The following is a 20,128-nucleotide window of genomic DNA, read 5'->3' on the forward strand; positions in this document are numbered from 1 at the left end:
GCACATCAGCCGATGGCGTCGGCGCGCTCGCGCACCATCACCTCGGCGCCGGTCTGCCGGAAACTCTGCTCCGACACCACCACCATGCGCGCCGACTCCCGAAACGCCTCGAGTGACGTCGAACCGCAACTGACCATCGTCGCGCGGACCTTCGCGCTCGTCATCGCGACCGCATCGTACAGGCTGCCCGCGTACGGCACGAGCCCGTCCACACCCTCGGCGAAGGCAACCGCCTCCGTGTCCTCGTGATGCTCGTAGCGGGCGGTGTTGCGGGCCCGCATCGAACCCTCGCCCCAGTACTCCTTGTAGTCCTGCCCGTTCACCCGCACCCGGCGGGTCGGGCTCTCGGTGGTGCGCGCGAAGTAGCGGCCGAGCATGATCGCGTCGGCGCCCATGGCGAGCGCGATCGCCATGTGACTGTCCTCCAACACCCCGCCGTCGCACACCAGCGGCACATACTCGCCCGTCCGCTCCGCGTACGCGTCCCGGGCACGCGCCACGTCCAGCAACGCCGACGCCTGACCACGACCGATGCCCTTCTGCGCGCGGGTCGTGCAGATGCTGCCGCCACCGATGCCGACCTTGACGAACGCCGCACCCGCGTCCGCGAGGTACTCGAACGCCCGCCCGTCCACGACGTTGCCCGCACCCGCGTGCAGCGCGTCCCCGTGGGCCGAACGCACGTCCTCCAGAACGCGCGCCTGGTAAACGGAGTAGCCGTCCGAGGAGTCGATGCACAGCAGATCCGCGCCCGCCTCCACCAACGCCGGCACCCGATCATGGTGATCACGGGTGTTGATCCCGGCCGCAACCCGCAACCGCTTGCGGTCGTCCACGCTCTCGTGCCGGAACCGCTTGTGCGTGTCGTAGTCGCGCCGCAGCACCAGCGAGTCGAGCGCGCCCACGCCGTCCAGGACCGCGAGGACGTCGGCGCGCCGCTCCCACAGCAACTCGTTCGCCTCGCCCAACGACACACCCACCCGCGCCGTCAACAGTTCCCTGAGACCGCGCATGCGCGTGGTCACCGGGTCGACGCCAGCATGGCGGTCCCGGTGGAAGTCGCCGACACCGATCAACCCCAGAAGCGGTCCGCCCGCGGATCCGTCCTCGGTCACCGGAACGTGCTCTGCACCGGACTCCCGCACCAGCCGCGTGACCTCGTCGAGCGTCGCGGTGGGCTTGACCGCCACGGGCACCGGCCGAAACCCCGCCTTGTGCCGCTTGACCGCCACCACGTCCTCGACCTGCGCCTCGACGGCCTGGTTCTGGTGAACGAACGACAAACCGCCGCACTGCGCCAGGGCGATCGCCAGGCGAGGGCCGGACACCGCTTCCATGATCGCGCTCAGCAGGGGCGTCGCCACCCGCAACGGCGACACCTCGCCGACGCGGTGCCGCACCAGCGCGGTCGTCAAGTCGACGCGGTCCGGAGTGCATTCCTCGGTGGTCTCGTTCGGCAGCAGCAGGTACTCGCCCAGCGTGCGCGAGACCTCGGGCAGGATCTCCACGACGTGCGTCCTCTCATACGTCACACACGCCCGCGCCCGCGCCCAGCCGCGATCGACGGGATCGCTCGGCACCGAAACGAAACAACGCCGAACGGACCGGGTGGCCCCGGCAGGCACGCACGATGAGTCGCACAGGCACGCGAACCGACCCCGGACGGCTGCGCCACGGGTTCGAGTGCGTGCGGTGGGTGACAACGGTTGCGCGATCCTAGCCCACCCCGACACGCCGGCCACGCCATCGCCCGAACGTCCGCCGACGGTCGTCAACCGCCCAGTCGGTGATCCGCCGTGGATCGCTCTGAGCCACACCCGCATCCGTCCAGGGCACTACCTGTGGGTCGACACCCGGGGCGGCCCGTCCCCGGACGCCGGGTACGCGCGTGTGGAGCGCGTCGAACACTTGCCTGCGGACGTCCTGTTCCGACCGCGGCCGTCGCATGGTGCCAGGGAATGCCCGGCCCACTGGTCCTGCATCGCGGCAACCATCACCGTACCCTGCGCGGTGTCCCCCGAGCGCGAGCGGAGCACGACGAGCGCCACCCGACCTGGGGCGGGACGAAAACGCTGTTGTGCGGCGCCGCGCTCGTGACCGAACCCGCCGACCCCGTCGCCGTTTTGGACACGCCCACGCCGGAACGGGCCCGCCACGCTGCGGCGTTCGCGAAACCGGCCGGCGCCCTGCTCCCCGGCGACTACCTACGTGTGCACCGGCGCCATCCGTCCGCCGAGCGCGGCTTGGACGAGGGATTCAGTCGCGTCCTGTGGACGGCGCACCTGGCCCAGGACGCGGTGGAGCGGATCCTGACCAGGCCGCAGTGGGCCCACGGACGCCTGGTCGCCGTCGCCTACGCCGACAACCTGGACCTCCTGCTCCTGCCGGACGTGGACGTGGACGTCCTGACCGCGCCCAACGTCGAACGCGTCGCCTTCGACAGGGGCACGGAAGCGGTCGACGACATTTTTCGCCGCCGTTTCGAGGACGCCACCGAGCCCGACGAGACCTGGGCTCGTGCCGTCGACGCCCGGCTGCGGCCCCGCCCTCCGGCCGGAGAGGGCGACCTGTATCCGACGCTGATCACCGATCCCGCCGAGCGCGCACTGCTGATGGAAGGGGTCGAGGGGTTGCGCATGGTTCCCTTGTCCGCGCTGCCATGGGCACACCATCTTTTCAAATGCGCCCACGCCGACCGCGTGAATCCGGGCTGGCCCGGACACTGGCGGCTGACCGGCCGGACCGACGAGGCACGAGCCGCCGCCCACAGCGGTCACGTCCCGTGTATCGAGCGAACGCGACATGGCGGTGACCGGGAAGAACAACACGCACGCGAAAGCCGCCCTACCCGGGCCTGATCGTCCCCTACGGCGCCCGCATCCGTTCTCGGATCGTGAGGTGGAGATCGTGCAGGTGCCGCAGCAGGTCGGGGATGATCACGTGCGTGCGGCACGCCCAGGGCGGCGCGGGCCCGCGCGGTCTCGATCTCGGTGACGGCGGCCAGGTGTTGGAGGTCGCTGTCGGCGGCGATGTCGTGTTCGTGAGCGAGGGAGGCAAGGGTGCGCCCGGTGTCCCGGGCCCAGCCGTGCGCGGTCAGGACACGCAGGACTCGGGCGTCGCGGATCGGGCCCGGCGTGTCCCACCGGGTACAGGACGCGCGCATCTCGGCCTCGGCACGAGTGGCACGGGCGTCGAGGGCGACCTGGAGATGGCCCGCGTCGGGGTTCCAGAGCCAGGAGGCGCCGTCGATGACGCGTTGCGCGGCGCCGACGAGCAGGTCGAGGAGTTCGTTCGCGGGGTCGCCGCCGAGCAGCGGTATGCGGTGGCGGCGTGCGACGCCCATGGCCACCAGGGGTTCGCGGGCGCTTTCCAGGTACGGCAGCGGCAGAGCGGTCAACCGGCCTGTCGTGACGTTCAGTTCGACGGCAGCCGGTTGCGGCTCCGTTCGCCCGTCGGGCAGGAGGTACAGGTCGTCGGGGTGCCGGGCGTGTTCGACGATAACGGTCGGGGTCGGATGCACGGGGCTGCCTCCGTGGCGGGCGCGGACGGGTGTTTCCTGTGGAGGGGCGGTGTGGCGGGGCGAGAGCGACCGGCGGTCCGCCGTTCCCACGTCAGGGCTCTGCGACCCGGGGATAAGTGAGGCGTTGTCGACCGTCGGTCGCTCTCGGATGCTCACGCGGTCGGGACGCGGACGCCGTCCGGGTCCGGTGTGACCGCCGTGAGCCGTCTGAAGGCGCGGGCGTCGTCGTAGGCGACCCCCGCGTGCAGGCAGTGGTGCAAGGCTCGGGCGTGACGGAGACTCACCTGCCGCAGGGCGGCGGCGTAACGGTCGCCGCGCATGCGCCGGTAGTTGTAGAGGGCGCGGGCGTGGGGGCTGTGGCTCAGTGAGCAGAACGCGGCCTGGAAGAAGGTGGCCTTGAGGTTCTTGTTGGCTGCCGTGCGGTGGTAGACGCGGGTGCTGGTGCCGCTGGACCAGGTGATCGGGGGGAGTCCCGCGTAGCTGCAAAAGCCGCGGGCGGTGGCGAAGCGAGCGCGGTCGTCGCCGATTTCGGCGAGCAGGCGTGTGGCGAGGACGGGGCCCAGGCCGGGGACGGCGAGGTAGGTGGGAGCGTCGGGGTGAGTGTGCAGGACCTCGGTCATGCGGTGGAGGGCGTCGTCGATCTCGTCGCACAGGGCATCGAGCAGACGCAGGAGGCTGAGGAGGCGGATGCCCATCGCGCCCTCGATGGCCGGGGGTTGGCGCAGTCGGTCGGCGCGCATGAGGAGTTGGAGGCGTTCCGCCTCATCGGCGATGCGCCGGGCGCGTCCGGCGTCGACGAGGATGTCGGCAAGTTGTGCGCGGGTGAGTTCGCGGGCCAGGCCCGGGGTGGGAGCCGCGGCGAGGACCGCGCGGGCCTGGGCGGAGCGTAGTTGGTGCTCGGGGTAGGCGGCGACCATCGCGGGGTGGTACTCGACGAGCAGGGCACGGATCCGGTGCAGCAGATCGGTGCGCATGCGGGTCGCGGCCAGGTGTCCGCGCATCAGGACCGCGAGGCGTTGCACGGTCGCCGAGTTGGCGGGGGCGGGGCGACGGGTCAGGCCGTCCACGCGGAGCATGTCGGCCAGTAGTCGCGCGTCGGCGGCGTCGGATTTCTTCTTCCCGGAAGGGGAACGTAGCCCGCGGTGGCGCGCGGCCAGGGTCGGGTCGATGGGCACGATGCGCACACCGGCGGCGACGAGGGCATCGACGAACAGGCTGCGCGGGCGCTCCAGGGCAACAGGTACGCGCTTCCACCGGCGCGGTGCCACCTGCTTGAGCAGGTCCGTGATGTGCCGGATGCCTTCGGGGTCGTTGGTCACGCGCGCCTCGGCGAGCACGTCGCCGGCCGGGTCCTTGATTGCGACGTCACTCCATCTGTCGGAGAGATCTATGCCTGCGGTGATGCCGACGTCCAACGGGTCCGCCCGGTGTGTGGTGTCGAGGGGGACGGGGGAGGTCGCCGTTCTCAAATGAGGGCTCGCGGTTGTAAGGCCGGCCCGGGATCGCAACAGGCGTGGTCCTCCCCCGTCGCCGCGCGATACGCGTCGCGCGACGAGACAGAACTTACATGTACGGAAGATGCGTGACCAGTCGACCACCCAGATGACACCTCAGTACATGTATGAACTAATCCAGTACATTTACATACTGCTTCCGTACATATAAGTACGGATACGGGGGTGTGGGACGAGATGCGAGGAGACACGGAATGATGAGGGCCGACAACCGGACCAGGCGTGTGCACACAGTGGAGGACCTGCGCGTGCGGAGTGGTGGCGATCGACCCCCGCGGGAGTACGAACTGCCCGGGTCGGGCACGTGGCCGGACGTCCAGCTGGTGCCGGACGCGCCGGTGAGCGCCCACTACGGCCGGGAGGTCGCGCGGCGACTGCACACGATCCTCAGGGACCGACACTTGAAGGAGACCAGCGTGGCCGCCAGGGCCGGGCTCTCGCACCCCACCCTCGGCCGGATCCTGGCCGGCACGACGAGCGTGACGGTGGCAACGTTGGCCCGACTCGAGATGGAACTCGAGACGGATCTGTACCCGGTGGGTCTGTACAAGGAAGTGCGTACAGCCGCTGTCGAGTCGCCCCTCGGGGGCTCCGCCGCGTAGCCCGGGGCGATGCCACTCCGGCGCCCGACGACGCACCGACACCTGTGGCGGCGCGGTGTAGTCGCGAGCGCGGCACCGGCGCCGTTGCACCGAGTACGCACACAACCTGAGGCCCCTCGCGCAGCCGCCGGGCGCCATCGCGACCAAATCTCGAACATCTAAGTACTAAAATCGAAGGTTGATGTACCGGATTCGTCGTTGTGACGGTAGAGTTCCCCTATCCGATGGCGAGCACCACGCCGACGGCGTCCTCACCGATGTGAGGGTGAATCTCGGCAGGCGAACAGGGAGTTCCCCACGCGGGTGGGGGTGAACCACTCGCCCGAAAGATCGCCGTGGTTGCAGTCCAAGACGGTGTCCCACGCAGGTGGGGGTGAACCCATCGAGGGGGCCGGGGAGTTCCCGGCCCCCTCGCACGTTGCCCGAGCAACGCCGCACACCCCGCCCGCCTGCACGGACATCCACAGCGCCGCACCCCGGAGAACCCGACCAGGAACGCCGACGCGCCACGCGTCGGTCAACTGCCCGCAGCTCCGGAGACGCCCGGCCGACGACGCCCTCTGGGGGCCGAGGCCACCAAGATGTGTCGTGAACGACGACGGAGTAGCCATAGCCGCCGCTGCCGCCCCGAATGGTCCGCCAGTCCCGGATGTCGCGCGTCGTACCGGCCGCGGTGATCAGCTCGGGAGCACCGCAGATCGTGCACCGGGCGCAAAGGCTGCCGCTACCGGTGCCGGAGCCGGGATCGCGTGGCTGCGCCCGGCGAATCCGCGGACCCCGCCCGACAGACGCACCATCGACCTCGTGGGCCGGTTCCGCGTTCCATGGGCGGAGTTCCGCGACACGATAAGCGCATGTCTTCACGTCCCGATACGCGGCCGATGGGTGGTTGCCTGTTGTGGCTCGGCCGGTTCGTCTTGGCCGTGCTCACCCTGGCCGTCGTGACCTTCCTCGGCGGACTGTACGCGTGCCAACGGCAGTTCGCGGCGGCCGAGAGGGAGAAGGAGGCACACGAGAGGCACCGCGCCGAGGAGAGGCGCGCCCGGGTCGATGTGGAGCTGCCTTTCCGGGTCTTCCGCGAGCCGGCGAGTGCGGAGTTCGAGCGCCACGCGTTCGACAGGTGTTGGCGCGACACCACGCCCCGGCCCAAGCCCCAGGCGGGCATGGTGGGCGTGATATGCACGTCCACGGCCGTGTACTTCTACGGTTCGGACGATCCCACGAGGTTGACGGCCGACTTCGTGCATGAAGCGCGAAGGCTCGGGTTGATGCCGGACACGGCGACCTGGACGAGGCCCCAACCGGTTCCGGACCTGCGCTTCCCGGACCCGACGCCACCGCCGGGAACGGGCGAGCAGTACAGCCCGCTCGGAGGGAGCGGGAGCGGCCTGTACGCCGAACCTGTGCGCTGGCAACACGCGTACACCGAGCACCCGTTCGTCGTCCGCGCATCCGTGACCGCCCAGTACCGGACCGAGCGCCCGAAGCCGAAGCCCACCCCGCCCCGCACCCTGATGTTCTCTCAACCCCCCGCCACCTGCCCAGGCGGACACCGCCCGTGGAACTGCCCGTGACCCGCGACGGCTTCTCCGCGCACCCGGCCGGCCGGGCGCGTTCGGGCCCGAGCTCTTGCGGGAGGTGTTCCCAGGAGATCCCGGTATGCAGCACGAACAGGATGCCCTGGAATACCAGCCGGTCCGGATGTCGCTGGCGGCCGAGGATGCCGAGTTCGATGCTCGATCTCAGGCAGCAGCGGCTCGATTACCGCCCATAGGCCATCGTCGACCTCCCCGGCTTCGGCCGCGCCACTCCACACCCCCAGATCACCAGGCTGGGAATGGTCCAACCATGTCGAAGATCATTTCGTTAGAAGTTCCTATTCACGGAGCCCCGGTCAGAGCCCGCCTCATCACCCCGTTCCGTCGGCGCACGGGAGAGGCGAGGATCTCCCGCTCCGCGTCGGACGGATCCGCCCCGTACACGGCGCGGAGCCCCCGCCACGGTCCCGCACCCACCCGAAAGAAGCGACTACCAAGCTTCCCTGCTCGGACCCTCCCGGACACCCTCTAGGCTGGCGTCCGGCTTGAGCATTGGGATGAGGGGGAGACGCCGATGTCCTACATTCAGCACCTGTCCGTACGCGTGCCCTGGCACGACACCGGCTGGACGGGGGCGGTGTGCGCAGCCCCGAGTGCGAACAGCCACTGCCTGATGCTGGACAACATCGGTAGGCACCGCAACGACGACTACGAAAACAATCATGCCGGGGCCGACTGGGCCTCGATTGTGGGACGGTTACCGCCGTGTGCGGCCGAGCGCGGCGGTTTCATGAGCGCGAAGTCCCACGTGTACCGACGCCGACACCCCTACGCGACGTTCCCCGGGCTGGGCGGCCTCGAGGAAACCGACCTCGAGATCCCGGCGTACGCCCTGCACAGCATCCCGTTCTTCTGGCTGAACCGTAGGTACGTCGACCACGTCCTGATGGATCGGCCGATCGACGGGTTCCACGAGGAACTCGAGGGCACGGCACGGAAAGCAGTGAAGAAACAGGACCTGAACTGGGTTCTACACGGTGACAATCAGCAGGCCATCATCGAGTCCTTCTACCGGAACGTCACGGCCGACCGATCACTGGTGTTCTTCTACCTCAAGCACTCGCCGTTCGAGGATCAGCCGAGGCGCATGCTGGTGGGCGCCGCGACGGTGACCCACCGTACGCAGCCGGGCAGATGGCCGGGGTCGGGCAAGGGCCCCTTCCCCAGCCACATGTGGGAGACCACCCTTCGGCACAGCCTGCGCCCGGGCGGAACCGGTGGCATCCTGCTCCCCGTTCAGGCGCTGGCCCGCCTCGCGGCGACCGGCGTCGAAGTCGGGGCGACGCTCGCGAAGGCCCCGGAGGTCGGACGCAACTTTTCCTACGGGACCGAACATGTCGCGCCCGACGCAGCGGTCGCCTCCCTGATGGAGCTGGACCGTGCGGTCCGGGCCGTCATGGCACTGGGGGACCCGTCGGTGACGATTCCGGAGGTATCTCGCGACTGGCTGGACGACCAACTGAGGTTGGCGTGGCAGAGGCGCGGACCGGCGCCCGGTCTGCCGGCGGTTCTTTCCCTCCTCGGGTGGGAGTACCCGACGTTCTCCGCGCACCGCGTCCTCGGAGCAGTCGGTGAGAACGCGGACCCCTGGCCCTTGTTGGAGGGCCTGCTCGGGTCGCAGCGGACCCTCGCTACCGGCCCGGCCGTGCCCGAGGCTGCGGTCGCCGACCTGGTGACCGACGTGCGCCGAACGATCTGGCGGAACAAAACCGACGAGGAACGACAGGCGCTCAAGCTGCTGAGCCGCTTCGACCTGACCCCCGACATGGCGCGGCGTGCCTTCCAAGGTGAACTCGGCGTCGAGACGACACTCGGCGATCTACTCGACAACCCCTACGACCTGGTCACCTGTTCGATCGATGACGGCGAGCCGGTTCCGTTCGAGGTTGTCGACCGCGGGTGCTACGCGGACCACCAGGTAACCGTGCACCATCCGTTGCCGGTCACCCGCACGTTCGACGACCCCAACGACCCGCGCAGGATCGACGCGGCCATGAGCACGGTGCTGCTGCGGGCGCTGAACGACGGGCACACGCTGCTGCCGTTCGAGCAGATGGTCGAGCGCCTCGACACCTTGAACATCGTCAGAGCCTTCAGCACCGACTGGGGCATCCTCAGCGCCCTCGGCCTCGTTCCGCCGTCCCTGCAGGCATCCGAGGAGGTCGGGGACAGCGAAGGCAACGGCGAGCCGGTCGACGGCGGCGACGACAACGAGTCACAGCCCTGGAGCCAGGTGCGGCGTACCGCACTCGCCGAAGGCGAGCAGGCGTACAAACTCGCATCCGCCGCCGCGCGCCGCGACTTCATCCGTGAGCGATTGAACCAGATCTGCAAGCCCGGGGAACACGCGGTGCCCGCAGACCTGGCGACGACCTTGAACACGGTGGTCGGCCGGGCGAATCGTCAGGGTGGCGCGGTGGATCCCAGCATCGAGAAGGCGGCGCGCGAGGAGAAGTACGCCGCGCTCGGCGTCCTGTACGCCGGCCGGATGACCGTCCTGAACGGACCTGCCGGGACCGGCAAGACAACGCTGATCACGGCACTGGCCCACCGTCGGGAAGTGGTGAAGGACGGATTGTTGCTCCTGGCGCCCACGGGCAAGGCGCGCGTGCAGTTGCAAAACAAGGTCGGGCGCGAGGCCTTCACCCTCGCGCAGTTCCTCAATATGGGCAAGACCAAGCGGTACGACGAGTACGAACGCTACGTCACCCGCGATGGGCGGGACCGTCGTGCGGTGGGCACGGTCGTGGTCGACGAAGCCTCCATGCTCACCGAGGAGATGCTGGCGTCCCTGCTCGACGCCGTGGAGGTGACCCGACGCCTCATCCTGGTCGGTGATCGGCGCCAACTACCGCCCATCGGCTCGGGCCGGCCGTTCGTCGACATCGAGAGCACACTGCGCCCGGAGCAGCCGTCGTGGCCGCGTACCGCCAAGCAGTGGGCCGAACTGACGGTGCTGCACCGCCAACGTGGCCAAGACCGGCACGATTTGGCCCTCGCGCGCTGGTACGGAGACGACGAGATCGACGACGCGGCCGAGCACGTGTGGGAGAACCTGCGCGCCGGCGTGGCGATGCCGACGCTTCGGGCGGTGCCGTGGAACTCCCGCAGACCCGCGCAGGTTCTCGACCAGGTCTTGAGGGAGGAGTTCGGTGTCAGCGACGCTCTCGGCTTCGCGAAGTCGTACGGCGCCGGCGAGAATGTGAAGGACGGCAGGACCTATCCGGACTTCTCCCTCGCGCCCACCGGATGCGACGCGTGGCAGGTGCTTTCCCCGGTACGCGGGCGACCGCACGGCACCATGGACCTCAATCGACACCTGAAGCAAACGCACCGCTCCGGTGACCTGAAACGTGCCCGACGACCCGACCGAAGCATCCCCAAGCCCCTCGGGCCCGAGCAGATCGTGGTCGGGGACAAAGTCGTGAACACGACGAACCACCAACGCCGGGCTTTCGACCACCGCTCCGGGCAGCAGCGACACGATGCGTACGTCGCCAACGGTGAGATCGGGGTCGTCACCGGCCGGATCACGAAACGCGGGGACGCGCCGTGGTCGACCGACGTCGAATTCTCGACGCAACCGAAGATGAGCTTCTCGTACACCAGGCGGGCCGATGACGAGGAAGCCCTCGAACTGGCCTGGGCACTGACCGTACACAAGAGCCAGGGCAGCGAATTCGGCACCGTCATCCTCATGTTGCCGGCCGACCTGCGCAGAATCTCCCGCGAGCTGGTCTACACGGCCCTTACACGCCAGACCGACAAGATCGTCATCTGCCACGAAGGGCCGCTGGAAGCCCTTCGGGACCTCGCCGCACCGACCGCCTCCGACACCGCACGACGTCTCACCGACCTCCGGCGCCCGCCGAAGCCGGTACTCGTCCCCACTCCCGCAGGCCCCCAGATCTACGACGGCAACCTCATTCACGTCACGCACCGACGCGTTGCGGTGCGAAGCAAAAACGAGGTCATCGTCGCCAACCTGCTCGAACGCCTCGCCCCGGGCCTGTGGGCCTACGAGCAACCCCTCGTCGCAGCGGACGGCACACGCCGTTGGCCGGACTTCACCATCCAAACGGACGATCCGAACCGGCCCATCTACTGGGAGCACCTGGGAAAGCTCCAAGATCCGGCGTACGCGCGCAAGTGGGAAACGAAGAAGCAGTGGTACGCGGCACACGGCGTACTCCCCGCGCCCGCAGGTGGTCCTCGCGGGATTCTGTTGGTGACCGACGACCTCAACGGCGTGCACGAACCCGACTGGGAGGCGGCGTTCCGCGACGTCTTTGGCACGCGCACGACCATTCGGCAGCGACCGATCACCAGGAGGAGCGGCAAGCGCCGGTAACCACGGAGCGCGGAGCAGGACGGCCAGCTGCGCCGGGCCGCGCCAAGATGCAGCGGACCGGAGGGCGTCGACGAGGGTTTCGTGTACGCCGCGCGGATGCGATGTGCACGTACCGGGTCGTGTTGGTTCCGGACAATCGGCGACCGCGCATGCCGCCCGGAAGGAACCTGCCGCCTCCGTGGGTTCCGTGGATTCGTGGACACTAACGAGGCTGTGGTCCCGGCGCCCAGAACGGTGAGCCATTCGACGCGGGCGAGCTTCGTTCGTCCGCCCCCACGGGGCACGCCGGCGCGCAACCGTCTCCTTCCTTCGGCCGACATCCCACACCCGCCCCTATTGCGGTGGGGTGCACCCCGCGAGGAATCCGGGCATGGCGTGTCGTTCCACGAATCGGCCGCGCAGGTGGGCCGGGGCGACGTCGGCGGGCAGGAACACCCCGTCGCACCGGCGGCAGTAGAACAGCCGGGCCCAGACCGCGCGACGCTCGAGCCACTGCGGGTGGGCCACGCGGTGACGTCTGCGGTGGGCGATCAGGAACCAGACGCCGACCACCAGAGCAGCCGACGACGACGCCGCGGACCCCAGGAGGGCATTGACCACCAGTGCCGTCAGGAACATGAGCACGAACGCCGCCGCCGATGCGTGCGCCCATCCGCGTGCCGCCCACGGGCGTGCCGGCGGTCCCAACGACCGCGACAGGGGCGTTTGCGCCCGTCCGGAGCCGGTCACCGACGCGAAACCGCTCTCGAGTCCGCGCGCGCCGTGCACGTGTACGGACGCGCGGCTCCGGGTCTTGGACACCGCCACTCCACTCTCGTACTGGGCCCGGACCTTCACGACCTGATCGACCTGTCGGCACCGCGGACAGTGAACCATTCGTCTCCTCCCGGGGACATGCATCGAAATGGCGCGACCGGCCACGCCATCGGCCAGCGTCCTCCGCTGGTCGGTCCGTACAGTCCGCGACAAGACACTCGACGAGTGTCCTCGCGCGTGTACTGCGCCAATGACCGCAGTCACGCGTGGCCCGGCCTCCTCGTCTCGGTCCCGTCGCGAATTCGCCGCTGCCAGTCAACCATCCGAACGCTGTTGCTCCCATGCGAGTTCGGGAGACACCTGCGCGGAAACGCGTTCGGGCGACGCCCGGAGCCGCCCGTCGGAGACGTCGGGCGCTGCGCACTCCGCCGGTTTCGCCCGCGCTCCCCGTCTTCGCGCCCTACAGCGCCAGGTTTCGCCATCATCCTCGTCCAGGGGGAACGTTGTGGGATCCGAGCACCCGGCCCGACACCGAGTCGTCATTACCCGCGAACGACGCCGTGTCGCACTGGCACGGGAGTTGGTGCCCGTCTCCGGCGTCGCCCCGCGGCCCGGCGACGTCCGCTTCTTCTCCCCAGTCGCGGCAGTGGACGGCGGGCGGCACACGATCGCTGATACGCGCGGGATTCCAGTTCTGTTTCGATACGTCCGTCCGAGCGCTGAGTTCGAGACGACGGTGCGGCCGGGGCGTCGGGGCATCACTCCGCGCAGGACGTGATCCCGGGGCAGGGACGGCGAGTCGGCCGACAACGTCCACGTCGGCGAAGGTTTCTCCGGTGCGGACGGTGCGACGGTGGCTGGAACCTCTGCGGGTGTCCGGACGGCCAGCGCCAAAGGTGTCCGACACGTCCACCGTCCGCCAGGTCACCCAGTGGCTCACCAGCCACCCCGACTCGCTCGCCGCCGAGGAAACACTGCCGCTCAACCGCATCCTGGCCCCGACGGGACCGGAGCTCCGGAACGTATCCGACGCGGTCCGGAAGTTCGCCGAGATGCTGCACGAACGTCGAGGCCGCGAACTCCCCGACTGGATCGACCGCTTCGCGGCCGAGGGATGTCCGCCATTAAGACGAATGCGGCGCGCGCAGGGGTTCGGCCGCGGTCGGTACGTCCTGTGGACACACGAACCATCCGGACGTCAATCCCCGACCGCTCATCCCAAGGCTGTGAATGCTGCACGCCGGGACATGCCGGCCGCTTCATGTGCGTGCCGAGCGTCGAATGTTCCGCGTCGCGTTGGGCGTTCTGCGCGTTTCGGCACGGGAACCGCTCAGCCGTTCGAAGCTGTTCGCGGCTCCCGCGCCGGTACGGTCTGTCCGAGGACCGGCGAGGTGATCCGGGCCGGGGCTGTGATCGAGGGGACGCGATGAGCGAGTACGCGCCGAGGGTCGAGAGTGGGCAGTTAAGGCTGGTCGAGGTCCGGTTGCGTGCCGATGGCACCGTATGGGTCCAGGGCCGTCCGATCGCGGTCCCGGCAGGCACCACTCCGGAGCAGGCGGCAATCGAGCATGTGCGCGCGTCGGTGCAGATGTTGGGACATCGGGCGCGGGTGCGGATCACGCGCCCGGACGGTTCCCGCGTCGAGTTCGTGATGACGGAGGACGGCTCCACCGTTCGGGTCGCACCCGCACCGGTGGATCACCCTGCCGAGCCGATGCCCGAACAGGCCGTCCCTGCGGGCGCCCCGAAACCCCGCCGGTGGGGCCTGGTCGCGGGTCTTGCGGTCCTCGGCCTGATCGCCGCGACACTCACGATCGCCTTGCGCGACGATGATGGCGCGCCCCCCTCGCCCAGGGCAGTGGCCGGCGCACGCCAAGGCCCCGACGGGCGGTTGCCCGGTTGGTCACCGGACGCCGTGTGGCAAGCCCCGATCGCGGTGCCGCGCAAGGACCTGCGGAACCCGCTGGTGTCCGGGCGGACCTCGGCGGCCGTGATCGCCCCGGACGAGGCCCGGGTCAACGTGCTCGACCTGCGTGACGGACACGTCCTCGCGAGCGTCCCGTTCGCCGCGGACGCGGCCCTGCACGGATTGTGGAAGGCCGGCGAATTGGCGGTCGTCCACTCCGGTCCCCGTCTGGTGATGGTGAGCCTGGACGGGTCTCCGTCGCCGACCACCACCCCGTACGTACCGCTCGGTTCCCGTGTGTCGACGACCGGTACCAGTCTTCTGGTGACGTACCCGGGCAACGGCGCCATGGTCCTGGACCAGGACACTGCACAGTTGGTGAACGTGCGCCTGCCCGTGGGGACGACGCAGTTGGGCGCGGACGGCGACACGGTCCTGAGTGCGATCGACACCGGCACGTGGTGGCGCTCCCGAGCGGGCACGCCCGCCGTGGAGGTCACGCCCGTACCTCCGCGCCCCGGCGCTGCGGTGCGGCAGGTACGCGCGGGCGGACACGACCGGGTGACGATTCTGTGGTCGGGTGCGCGCGAGGGAGACACCACCGTGGCGATGCACGACGCGACCACCGGCGCGGTCGTCCTGGCCGTCGATACCCCCGCGCGCGAGATCGCCGACGCCGACTGGCGATGGGACGGAGGCCCGATCGCGGCCCTCGGCCCGCTGGTCCTGGATCTAAAACGCGGAACCGGCAACCTGGTCCCGGGTCTGTATCCCACGAACTTCGCGAACGGCACGCTCTACGGGCGGCGCGGCGAGTCGGAGGGAATCGCGATCGCGGCATCCGATCCGGGCCGGGTCAGGACATTGGGCCGGGACGGACCTCTCCCCTACGGCGTTACCTCCGACCGGGCGCTGGTGATCTCCGTCAATGCCGCCGGTGCGATGACCGTCTTCGCGTTGGAGCCGTCCTGACCTTCGCGATGGAAGACGGGCGCACGATTCCCGCGCAGGCCGGGTGTACCGCAAACCCGGTCTCTCCGTCCTGAGGTGGAGCGAGCACGTGCCGGTGGCAATGGTTGCCTCCGACAGTCGCTCTTTGCACCGCTGTTGGGCGGTGACCGGGAGGTCGCGCAGCGGCGATTGCGTCCAGCCAAAGGTGACCGGCGCGTCTGTGTGCGATCTGCTTGCCGACGAAGAGGTGGCGGTCGCGGCTGCGGGGCCGGCTCGCCGCGGCGGAGCTCGAGGTAGTCGGTGGTGGCGGCCCGGCGGGTGAAGGCGTCGCGTGAGCCGTCGATGTCGGCGGTGCGCAGGCGGGTGTGGGCGAAGTCGACGGCGGTCGGCGGAAGTGTTCTGGTCACGGACACGGCCCGCTGCCGGGGAGGAGACATGGCATCCGACGCGGCAAGCGTGCCAGAGCAACGTACGGCGCACCGATCGGGCGTCTCCGCTCCGTCCCTGGGAATTGGTCACTCTTTCGGGGGACTTCTGGGTGGTTGGTGGCTGTGGTTACGCTTTCGGAATCGATCGGCGTGCAAATGCATACGCGATTCGCGCGGTCGGTCGGCTATTCGATCGCAGGTGGAAGGGGTTGTCATGAAGCAGGTCGGTTTCGTCGAGCACGCGGACGCGTTGGTCGGTGCGCGGTGGACGAAGAGCAGCGCGAGCACTTTCGAAGGGAACTGTGTGGAGATGGCGCAACTCGACGGAGGCGGTGTCGCGGTGCGGAATTCGCGGAGTCCGCGCGGGCCGGCGTTGGTGTACACGCGGGAGGAGATCGTCGCGTTTCTTGCGGGTGCCAGGGCTGGTGAGTTCGATCATTTGACGGAGTGATTTCCGTGGTCGGGGTCGTTCGGGCGAAGGCCGGACGTGCTGTTCCCGTTCGGGGATAATGACGGGCGTCGTCGGGCGTTCGGGAGTGTTGCATGGTCGCGGATCGTCCGGTTCGGGCCTCGTCGAAGGCGAAGGTGGCGCCGCTGGTTCGTCAGGACAATCCCGCCGCTGCGGTGAAGGTCCTGGGGGCGATGTTGCGCGACCTTCGCCGGGCGCGCGGGTTGGGGCTCAAGGACGCGGCGCCGGTGATCCGGGCGTCCATGTCGAAGATCTCCCGTCTGGAGCGGGGCGAGCATCCGCCGCGGCGGCGGGACGTGCTGGATCTGGTCGCGTTCTACGGCGCGGATTCGGCGGAGACCGTCGCCGAGGTGGAGGAGTTGCTGCGGACCGCGGCGACGGAGTCGTGGTGGAGTCACTACAGCGACGTGACGCCGGGGTGGTTGCGGCGGTTGATCAGCCTGGAGGACTCGGCGGAGGAGATCCGCACCTATGAGGTGCAGGTGGTGCCGGGTCTGTTGCAGACGCGTGCGTATGCGCGCGCGGTGGTGCGGGCGGGATTTCCTGCGGCGGATGTGTCGGACATCGAGCGTCGGGTGGATCTGCGGATGCAACGGCAGTCGCTGTTGCGGGGTCCGCAACGGCCGAAGTTGTTGGCGTTGTTGGACGAGTCGATCCTGTGGCGGCCGGTCGGCGGGCCGGAGGTGATGGCCGAGCAGATGCGGTTCCTGCTCACGCAGATGCGTCGGCGTCGGATCTCGGTGAACGTGGTGCGCTACGGCGAGGCTGCCAGCGTGGCGCCACCGTCGTCGGTCACGGTGCTGAGGTTCGCCGCGGGCGGCCCGTCGGAATTGGTGTATCTCGAGCAGATCGACGGGGCGTTGTATCTCAGCCGCGAGAGCGAGTTGGACGCCTACCGGCTGCGGTTGTCCAGGCTGGTGCAGGCGGCGGAGGACGGGCCCGCCACCGAGGCGATGCTGGAGCAGGCCATCACCCGGTATACGCACCGGGCGTGAACGGTGCCGGTCCCTCCCGGGTGTGGGTCGGTCAACGGATGCGGGCGACGCCTCCCCATTCCTGCCACTCCTGGGTGCGTTGGCGGGGCGTGACCTGGGAGTCGGGGCGCCACAGGGAGACTTCGACCAGGCCGGGATCGACGATGTCCATGCCATCGAAGTAGGCGCGGACCTCTTCGGGGGCGCGGACCCTGCCCCATTCGGGGGTGGTGTGGGCCATGAAGTCGGTCACCTCGTCGCGGATGGCGGCGTCCTGGCTGACGAGTTGGCAGATGACCATGTAGGACCCGGACGGCAGGTGGGCCGCGACGCGGCGGATCAGCGCTGCGGGGTCGTCGTGGTCGGGGATGCAGTGCAGGACGGACACGAACAGCGCGGCGACCGGTTCGTTCGGGCGGATGAGCCGCTCGACCTGGGGGTGGGCAAAGATGGTGTCGGTGTGGCGCATGTCCGCGCGGATGACGGCGGTGTCGTCGTTCTCCTGGAGGACCACGCGCCCGTGCGCCAGCACGATCGGGTCCAGGTCGATGTAGACGACGCGGGAGGAACGGTCGACTGACTGGGCGATCTCGTGGACGTTGTCCTGGGTGGGCAGCCCGGATCCGTGATCGATGAACTGTCGGATCCCGCACTCGGCGGCGAGGTGGCGCACGACCCTTCGCAGGAACGCGCGGTTGATGCGGGCCAGGGCCTGGGTGCTGGGTGCGATGTCCAGGAGTTTGTGGCAGGCGTCGCGGTCCGCGGGGTAGTTGTCGGTGCCGCCCAGGAGCCAGTCGTACATGCGGGCGACGCTGGGTGTGTCCACGTCGATCGCCTCGACGACGCGTTTGTCCGCACTCACGGTTGCCCCCTCCCGGGGCGGCCCGAGCGGGCGCCCCGAATCGCCGTGCCCTTCATGCTAGTTGCCCTGCGGGCTTCGGCGCAGCCACCCGTTCGAGGGGAGCGAGGCGATTCTCGGCGGGCGCGCGGGGGCGCCGGGGTGGGGAAAAACGGCGCCCGACACCTCTGCGCCCGCCCCGGCGGTGTCGCCGGGGCGGACAGGGGGTGGTGGGTCAGGGGTGGGTGGGGCGGTGGGTGAGGGCGCGGACGGTGGGTTGGGGCAGGCGGCGTTCCGCCAGGACGAGACGGGCCGCGACCTCGGGCACGTCGGTGCCCATGAGGGCCGCCGCCGCGGTCAGCGTCAGGCCCAGGCGGTAGTGCAGGACCACCGCGTCCGCCTCGCGCGCGGGCAGCAGGCGGTGGGCGCGGTCGCCGTGCCGGGTGGGTCGGTGGGCGCCGACCTCACGGCACAGACGGTCCCAGGCGAGCGCGGTCGGGTTCGCGTCGCGCATCAGGCCGTCCCAGGCGCCGGCCAGGCGACCCAGGGCGTCGTCGGCGACGCGGGTTCCCTCCTCCTCGTCACCCAGGCGCACCCTGGCGTACCGGCGCCAGGGTTCGCGGTGCAATTGCAAGAACGCGGCGACGTCGATCCCGGCCGCGGGAACATGTGATCGGCCTCGGGCGCACGGTCCGGGCGGGCCGGGGCGGGGCTCGGTGTGCGGCGGGCGGGCGATGGCGATCACCGTTGCCCGTCGCGATGGTGGCGTCGCGCGCGACCTCGGCCAGCGGGAATCTCGTCCGCGGCGTGCGCGTCGGACCACAGACGCAGCAACTCCTCCACGGGGAAATCGAGTTCCACGCTCGCCGCGGCCAGAGCGTTCCGGTCGGGCATCGTGTCGAAGCTCGCACCGGGCTCGCCTGTGGCGGCCGATCTGGCCGGATCCGGGAAGGTGTCGGGGCGGCACGGACGGTGGGTCAGGCGCAGGACCCGCAGCGCGGCGGTGAGCATGCCGCTCAGGTCCTCGCGGGTGCGATGGAGACGGTGGTCGATGCCGCACGCGATCTCCCACAACGCCCGCGCACCGTCGACGTCACCGCCCACGCTCGCCACCAGCGAGTGCACCGACGGCCAGGACGGCTGCCTCCTTCCGTCGAGGAGGTCGCTCAGGTGACGGCCGTCGATGCCGGCCCGGTGGGCGATGACGTCCGTGTTCGCGCCGGCGCGTTCGCACCACAGGCGCAGTGCCGCGGCCAGGCGAGGGCCTGCCTGACGCGACGCCGCTCCGGCGCCGGCGGTACGTGATCCGCGGGGATCGCGCGGCGGGCGGTCGGCGCCGACGACCGCGCCGTAGCGAATGATGCGCCCGCAGTCGCGGTCGGTGTATGACAGGCGCACCCGCAGCACCGCGCGGGCTCGGCCGGCGTCCTCGACGGCGCCCGCGAACGTGCGCAGCAGCGTGATGAGTTCCGCATCCGCGCCGGCACGGACGTGTTCGGAGGTGAGGGTGGGGGTGGTGCGGCGGGGTGCGCCGGTGGTGGTGCGGATACGGCCCTGTTCGGCGCTGCGGCGGCATTTGACGGTGCAGTAGGACCGCTTGCGGCCGGTGCCGGGGTGTTGGTCGAACGTGATGCCGCACGCCGCGCACGCGGTGGTTCCGCGGTCGGTGTTCATCGTGCGGTTTCTCCCTTCGCGGGGGCTGACCGAATCGCGCCGCCGAATCGCGCCCACCGCAGGGTGGGCGCGATTCGGCGGCGTTTCGGGTCAGCGGACGTGGACGTAACGAACGACGGAACGGCCCGCCAGGGCGGCGGCGGCAGCCAGGAACGCGGCCGCGCCGGCATCCAGGGACCCGGCCAGGGCGACCAGCGGCGCGGTGGGAACGCACACCACCAGACTCAGGCGCAGGGACACGTCCAGAATGCGCAGGCTCCGCGTCGTTTCACCGGGCCCGCGACACGGAATGGTAGTTTCGGGAGGAACCGAATGCCTCGCGAGGGCATTGTGGTGGGTGAAGGGCATGCTGGGTTGAACCACCTTTCATCTGACTTTCCCTCGACCCCGTCGGCGACGCTAACGCCGGCGGGGTCGTTCGCTGTTCTTGAGCCTCTGGACCGTACTGCGCCCGCCGGAACTGCGCCATCGATTCGCAGGCGCCTCTCGGACGACGCGAAAGTACGCGAAAAAAGGTTCTTGACTCGATCATTCGTCCCGATCGGGT

General features: G+C 69.7%; 15 protein-coding genes and 1 pseudogene. 7 read left to right on the top strand and 9 right to left on the bottom strand.

The window, feature by feature from the left end; translation table 11 throughout:
- Nucleotides 1–5: 5 nt before the first annotated feature.
- On the bottom strand, nt 6–1,508 hold the full coding sequence (locus OG948_RS60325; protein WP_406300988.1) for an IMP dehydrogenase: 1,503 nt from the start codon (nt 1,506–1,508) through the stop codon (nt 6–8).
- A 450-nt stretch (nt 1,509–1,958) separates the two neighbouring features.
- Between OG948_RS60325 and OG948_RS60330 the strand changes: the two genes are divergently transcribed.
- Entirely contained in the window at nt 1,959–2,858 is a 900-nt protein-coding gene (locus tag OG948_RS60330) for a hypothetical protein (protein ID WP_331733700.1), read from the top strand.
- Here OG948_RS60330 and OG948_RS60335 read toward each other — a convergent pair.
- The gene (locus OG948_RS60335) at nt 2,774–3,520 is read right to left on the bottom strand and encodes a hypothetical protein (protein ID WP_331733703.1); all 747 of its coding nucleotides are present in this window, start codon (nt 3,518–3,520) and stop codon (nt 2,774–2,776) included. The two genes, OG948_RS60330 and OG948_RS60335, sit on opposite strands and share 85 nt — an antisense overlap.
- Before the next feature lie 152 nt (nt 3,521–3,672).
- Nucleotides 3,673–4,989, bottom strand: a complete 1,317-nt coding sequence (locus tag OG948_RS60340; RefSeq protein WP_406300989.1) for an IS110 family transposase — start codon at nt 4,987–4,989, stop codon at nt 3,673–3,675.
- A gap of 239 nt (nt 4,990–5,228) precedes the next feature.
- Between OG948_RS60340 and OG948_RS60345 the strand changes: the two genes are divergently transcribed.
- Together OG948_RS60345 and OG948_RS60350 are read left to right on the top strand one after the other, a co-directional pair.
- Nucleotides 5,229–5,636: a helix-turn-helix transcriptional regulator gene (locus OG948_RS60345; RefSeq protein ID WP_331733708.1), complete on the top strand. Its 408-nt coding sequence runs from the start codon at nt 5,229–5,231 to the stop codon at nt 5,634–5,636.
- Between the two features lie 854 nt (nt 5,637–6,490).
- Nucleotides 6,491–7,210: a hypothetical protein gene (locus tag OG948_RS60350; protein WP_406300990.1), complete on the top strand. Its 720-nt coding sequence runs from the start codon at nt 6,491–6,493 to the stop codon at nt 7,208–7,210.
- A 46-nt stretch (nt 7,211–7,256) separates the two neighbouring features.
- Here the strand turns inward: OG948_RS60350 and OG948_RS60355 are convergent.
- Nucleotides 7,257–7,452: pseudogene (locus OG948_RS60355) on the bottom strand (transposase); the annotation flags it as partial.
- A gap of 296 nt (nt 7,453–7,748) precedes the next feature.
- Between OG948_RS60355 and OG948_RS60360 the strand changes: the two are divergent.
- Entirely contained in the window at nt 7,749–11,585 is a 3,837-nt protein-coding gene (locus OG948_RS60360) for an AAA family ATPase (RefSeq protein WP_331733714.1), read from the top strand.
- Between the two features lie 333 nt (nt 11,586–11,918).
- On the opposite strand, the gene OG948_RS60365 is transcribed toward OG948_RS60360, so the two are convergent.
- Nucleotides 11,919–12,386, bottom strand: a complete 468-nt coding sequence (locus OG948_RS60365; protein ID WP_406300991.1) for a hypothetical protein — start codon at nt 12,384–12,386, stop codon at nt 11,919–11,921.
- Between the two features lie 1,381 nt (nt 12,387–13,767).
- On the opposite strand from OG948_RS60365, the gene OG948_RS60370 reads away from it, so the two are divergent.
- The 3 genes from OG948_RS60370 (at nt 13,768) to OG948_RS60380 (ending at nt 17,090) form a co-directional block, all read left to right on the top strand.
- A complete protein-coding gene (locus tag OG948_RS60370; RefSeq protein ID WP_331733720.1) occupies nt 13,768–15,219 on the top strand; it encodes a hypothetical protein in 1,452 nt (483 codons plus the stop codon).
- A 621-nt stretch (nt 15,220–15,840) separates the two neighbouring features.
- Complete coding sequence (locus tag OG948_RS60375; protein ID WP_331733722.1) at nt 15,841–16,077, top strand: DUF397 domain-containing protein; 237 nt, start codon at nt 15,841–15,843, stop codon at nt 16,075–16,077.
- A 92-nt stretch (nt 16,078–16,169) separates the two neighbouring features.
- Nucleotides 16,170–17,090 carry a helix-turn-helix domain-containing protein gene (locus tag OG948_RS60380; protein WP_406300992.1) on the top strand — a complete coding sequence of 307 codons (921 nt, stop codon included), beginning with the start codon at nt 16,170–16,172 and terminating at the stop codon, nt 17,088–17,090.
- Nucleotides 17,091–17,121: 31 nt separating this feature from the next.
- On the opposite strand, the gene OG948_RS60385 is transcribed toward OG948_RS60380, so the two are convergent.
- The 4 genes from OG948_RS60385 to OG948_RS60400 all read right to left on the bottom strand — a co-directional run bounded on the left by OG948_RS60385 (nt 17,122) and on the right by OG948_RS60400 (nt 19,821).
- Complete coding sequence (locus OG948_RS60385) at nt 17,122–17,931, bottom strand: SAM-dependent methyltransferase (RefSeq protein ID WP_331733726.1); 810 nt, start codon at nt 17,929–17,931, stop codon at nt 17,122–17,124.
- A gap of 211 nt (nt 17,932–18,142) precedes the next feature.
- Nucleotides 18,143–18,541, bottom strand: coding sequence for a sigma factor-like helix-turn-helix DNA-binding protein (locus OG948_RS60390; protein ID WP_331733728.1), 399 nt, complete (start codon nt 18,539–18,541; stop codon nt 18,143–18,145).
- Nucleotides 18,542–18,648: 107 nt separating this feature from the next.
- Nucleotides 18,649–19,581 carry a helix-turn-helix domain-containing protein gene (locus OG948_RS60395; protein WP_331733730.1) on the bottom strand — a complete coding sequence of 311 codons (933 nt, stop codon included), beginning with the start codon at nt 19,579–19,581 and terminating at the stop codon, nt 18,649–18,651.
- A 90-nt stretch (nt 19,582–19,671) separates the two neighbouring features.
- Complete coding sequence (locus OG948_RS60400; protein WP_406300993.1) at nt 19,672–19,821, bottom strand: hypothetical protein; 150 nt, start codon at nt 19,819–19,821, stop codon at nt 19,672–19,674.
- Nucleotides 19,822–20,128: the final 307 nt, after the last annotated feature.

The sequence above is a fragment of the Embleya sp. NBC_00888 genome (genome assembly GCF_045207655.1).
Lineage (GTDB): Bacteria > Actinomycetota > Actinomycetes > Streptomycetales > Streptomycetaceae > Embleya.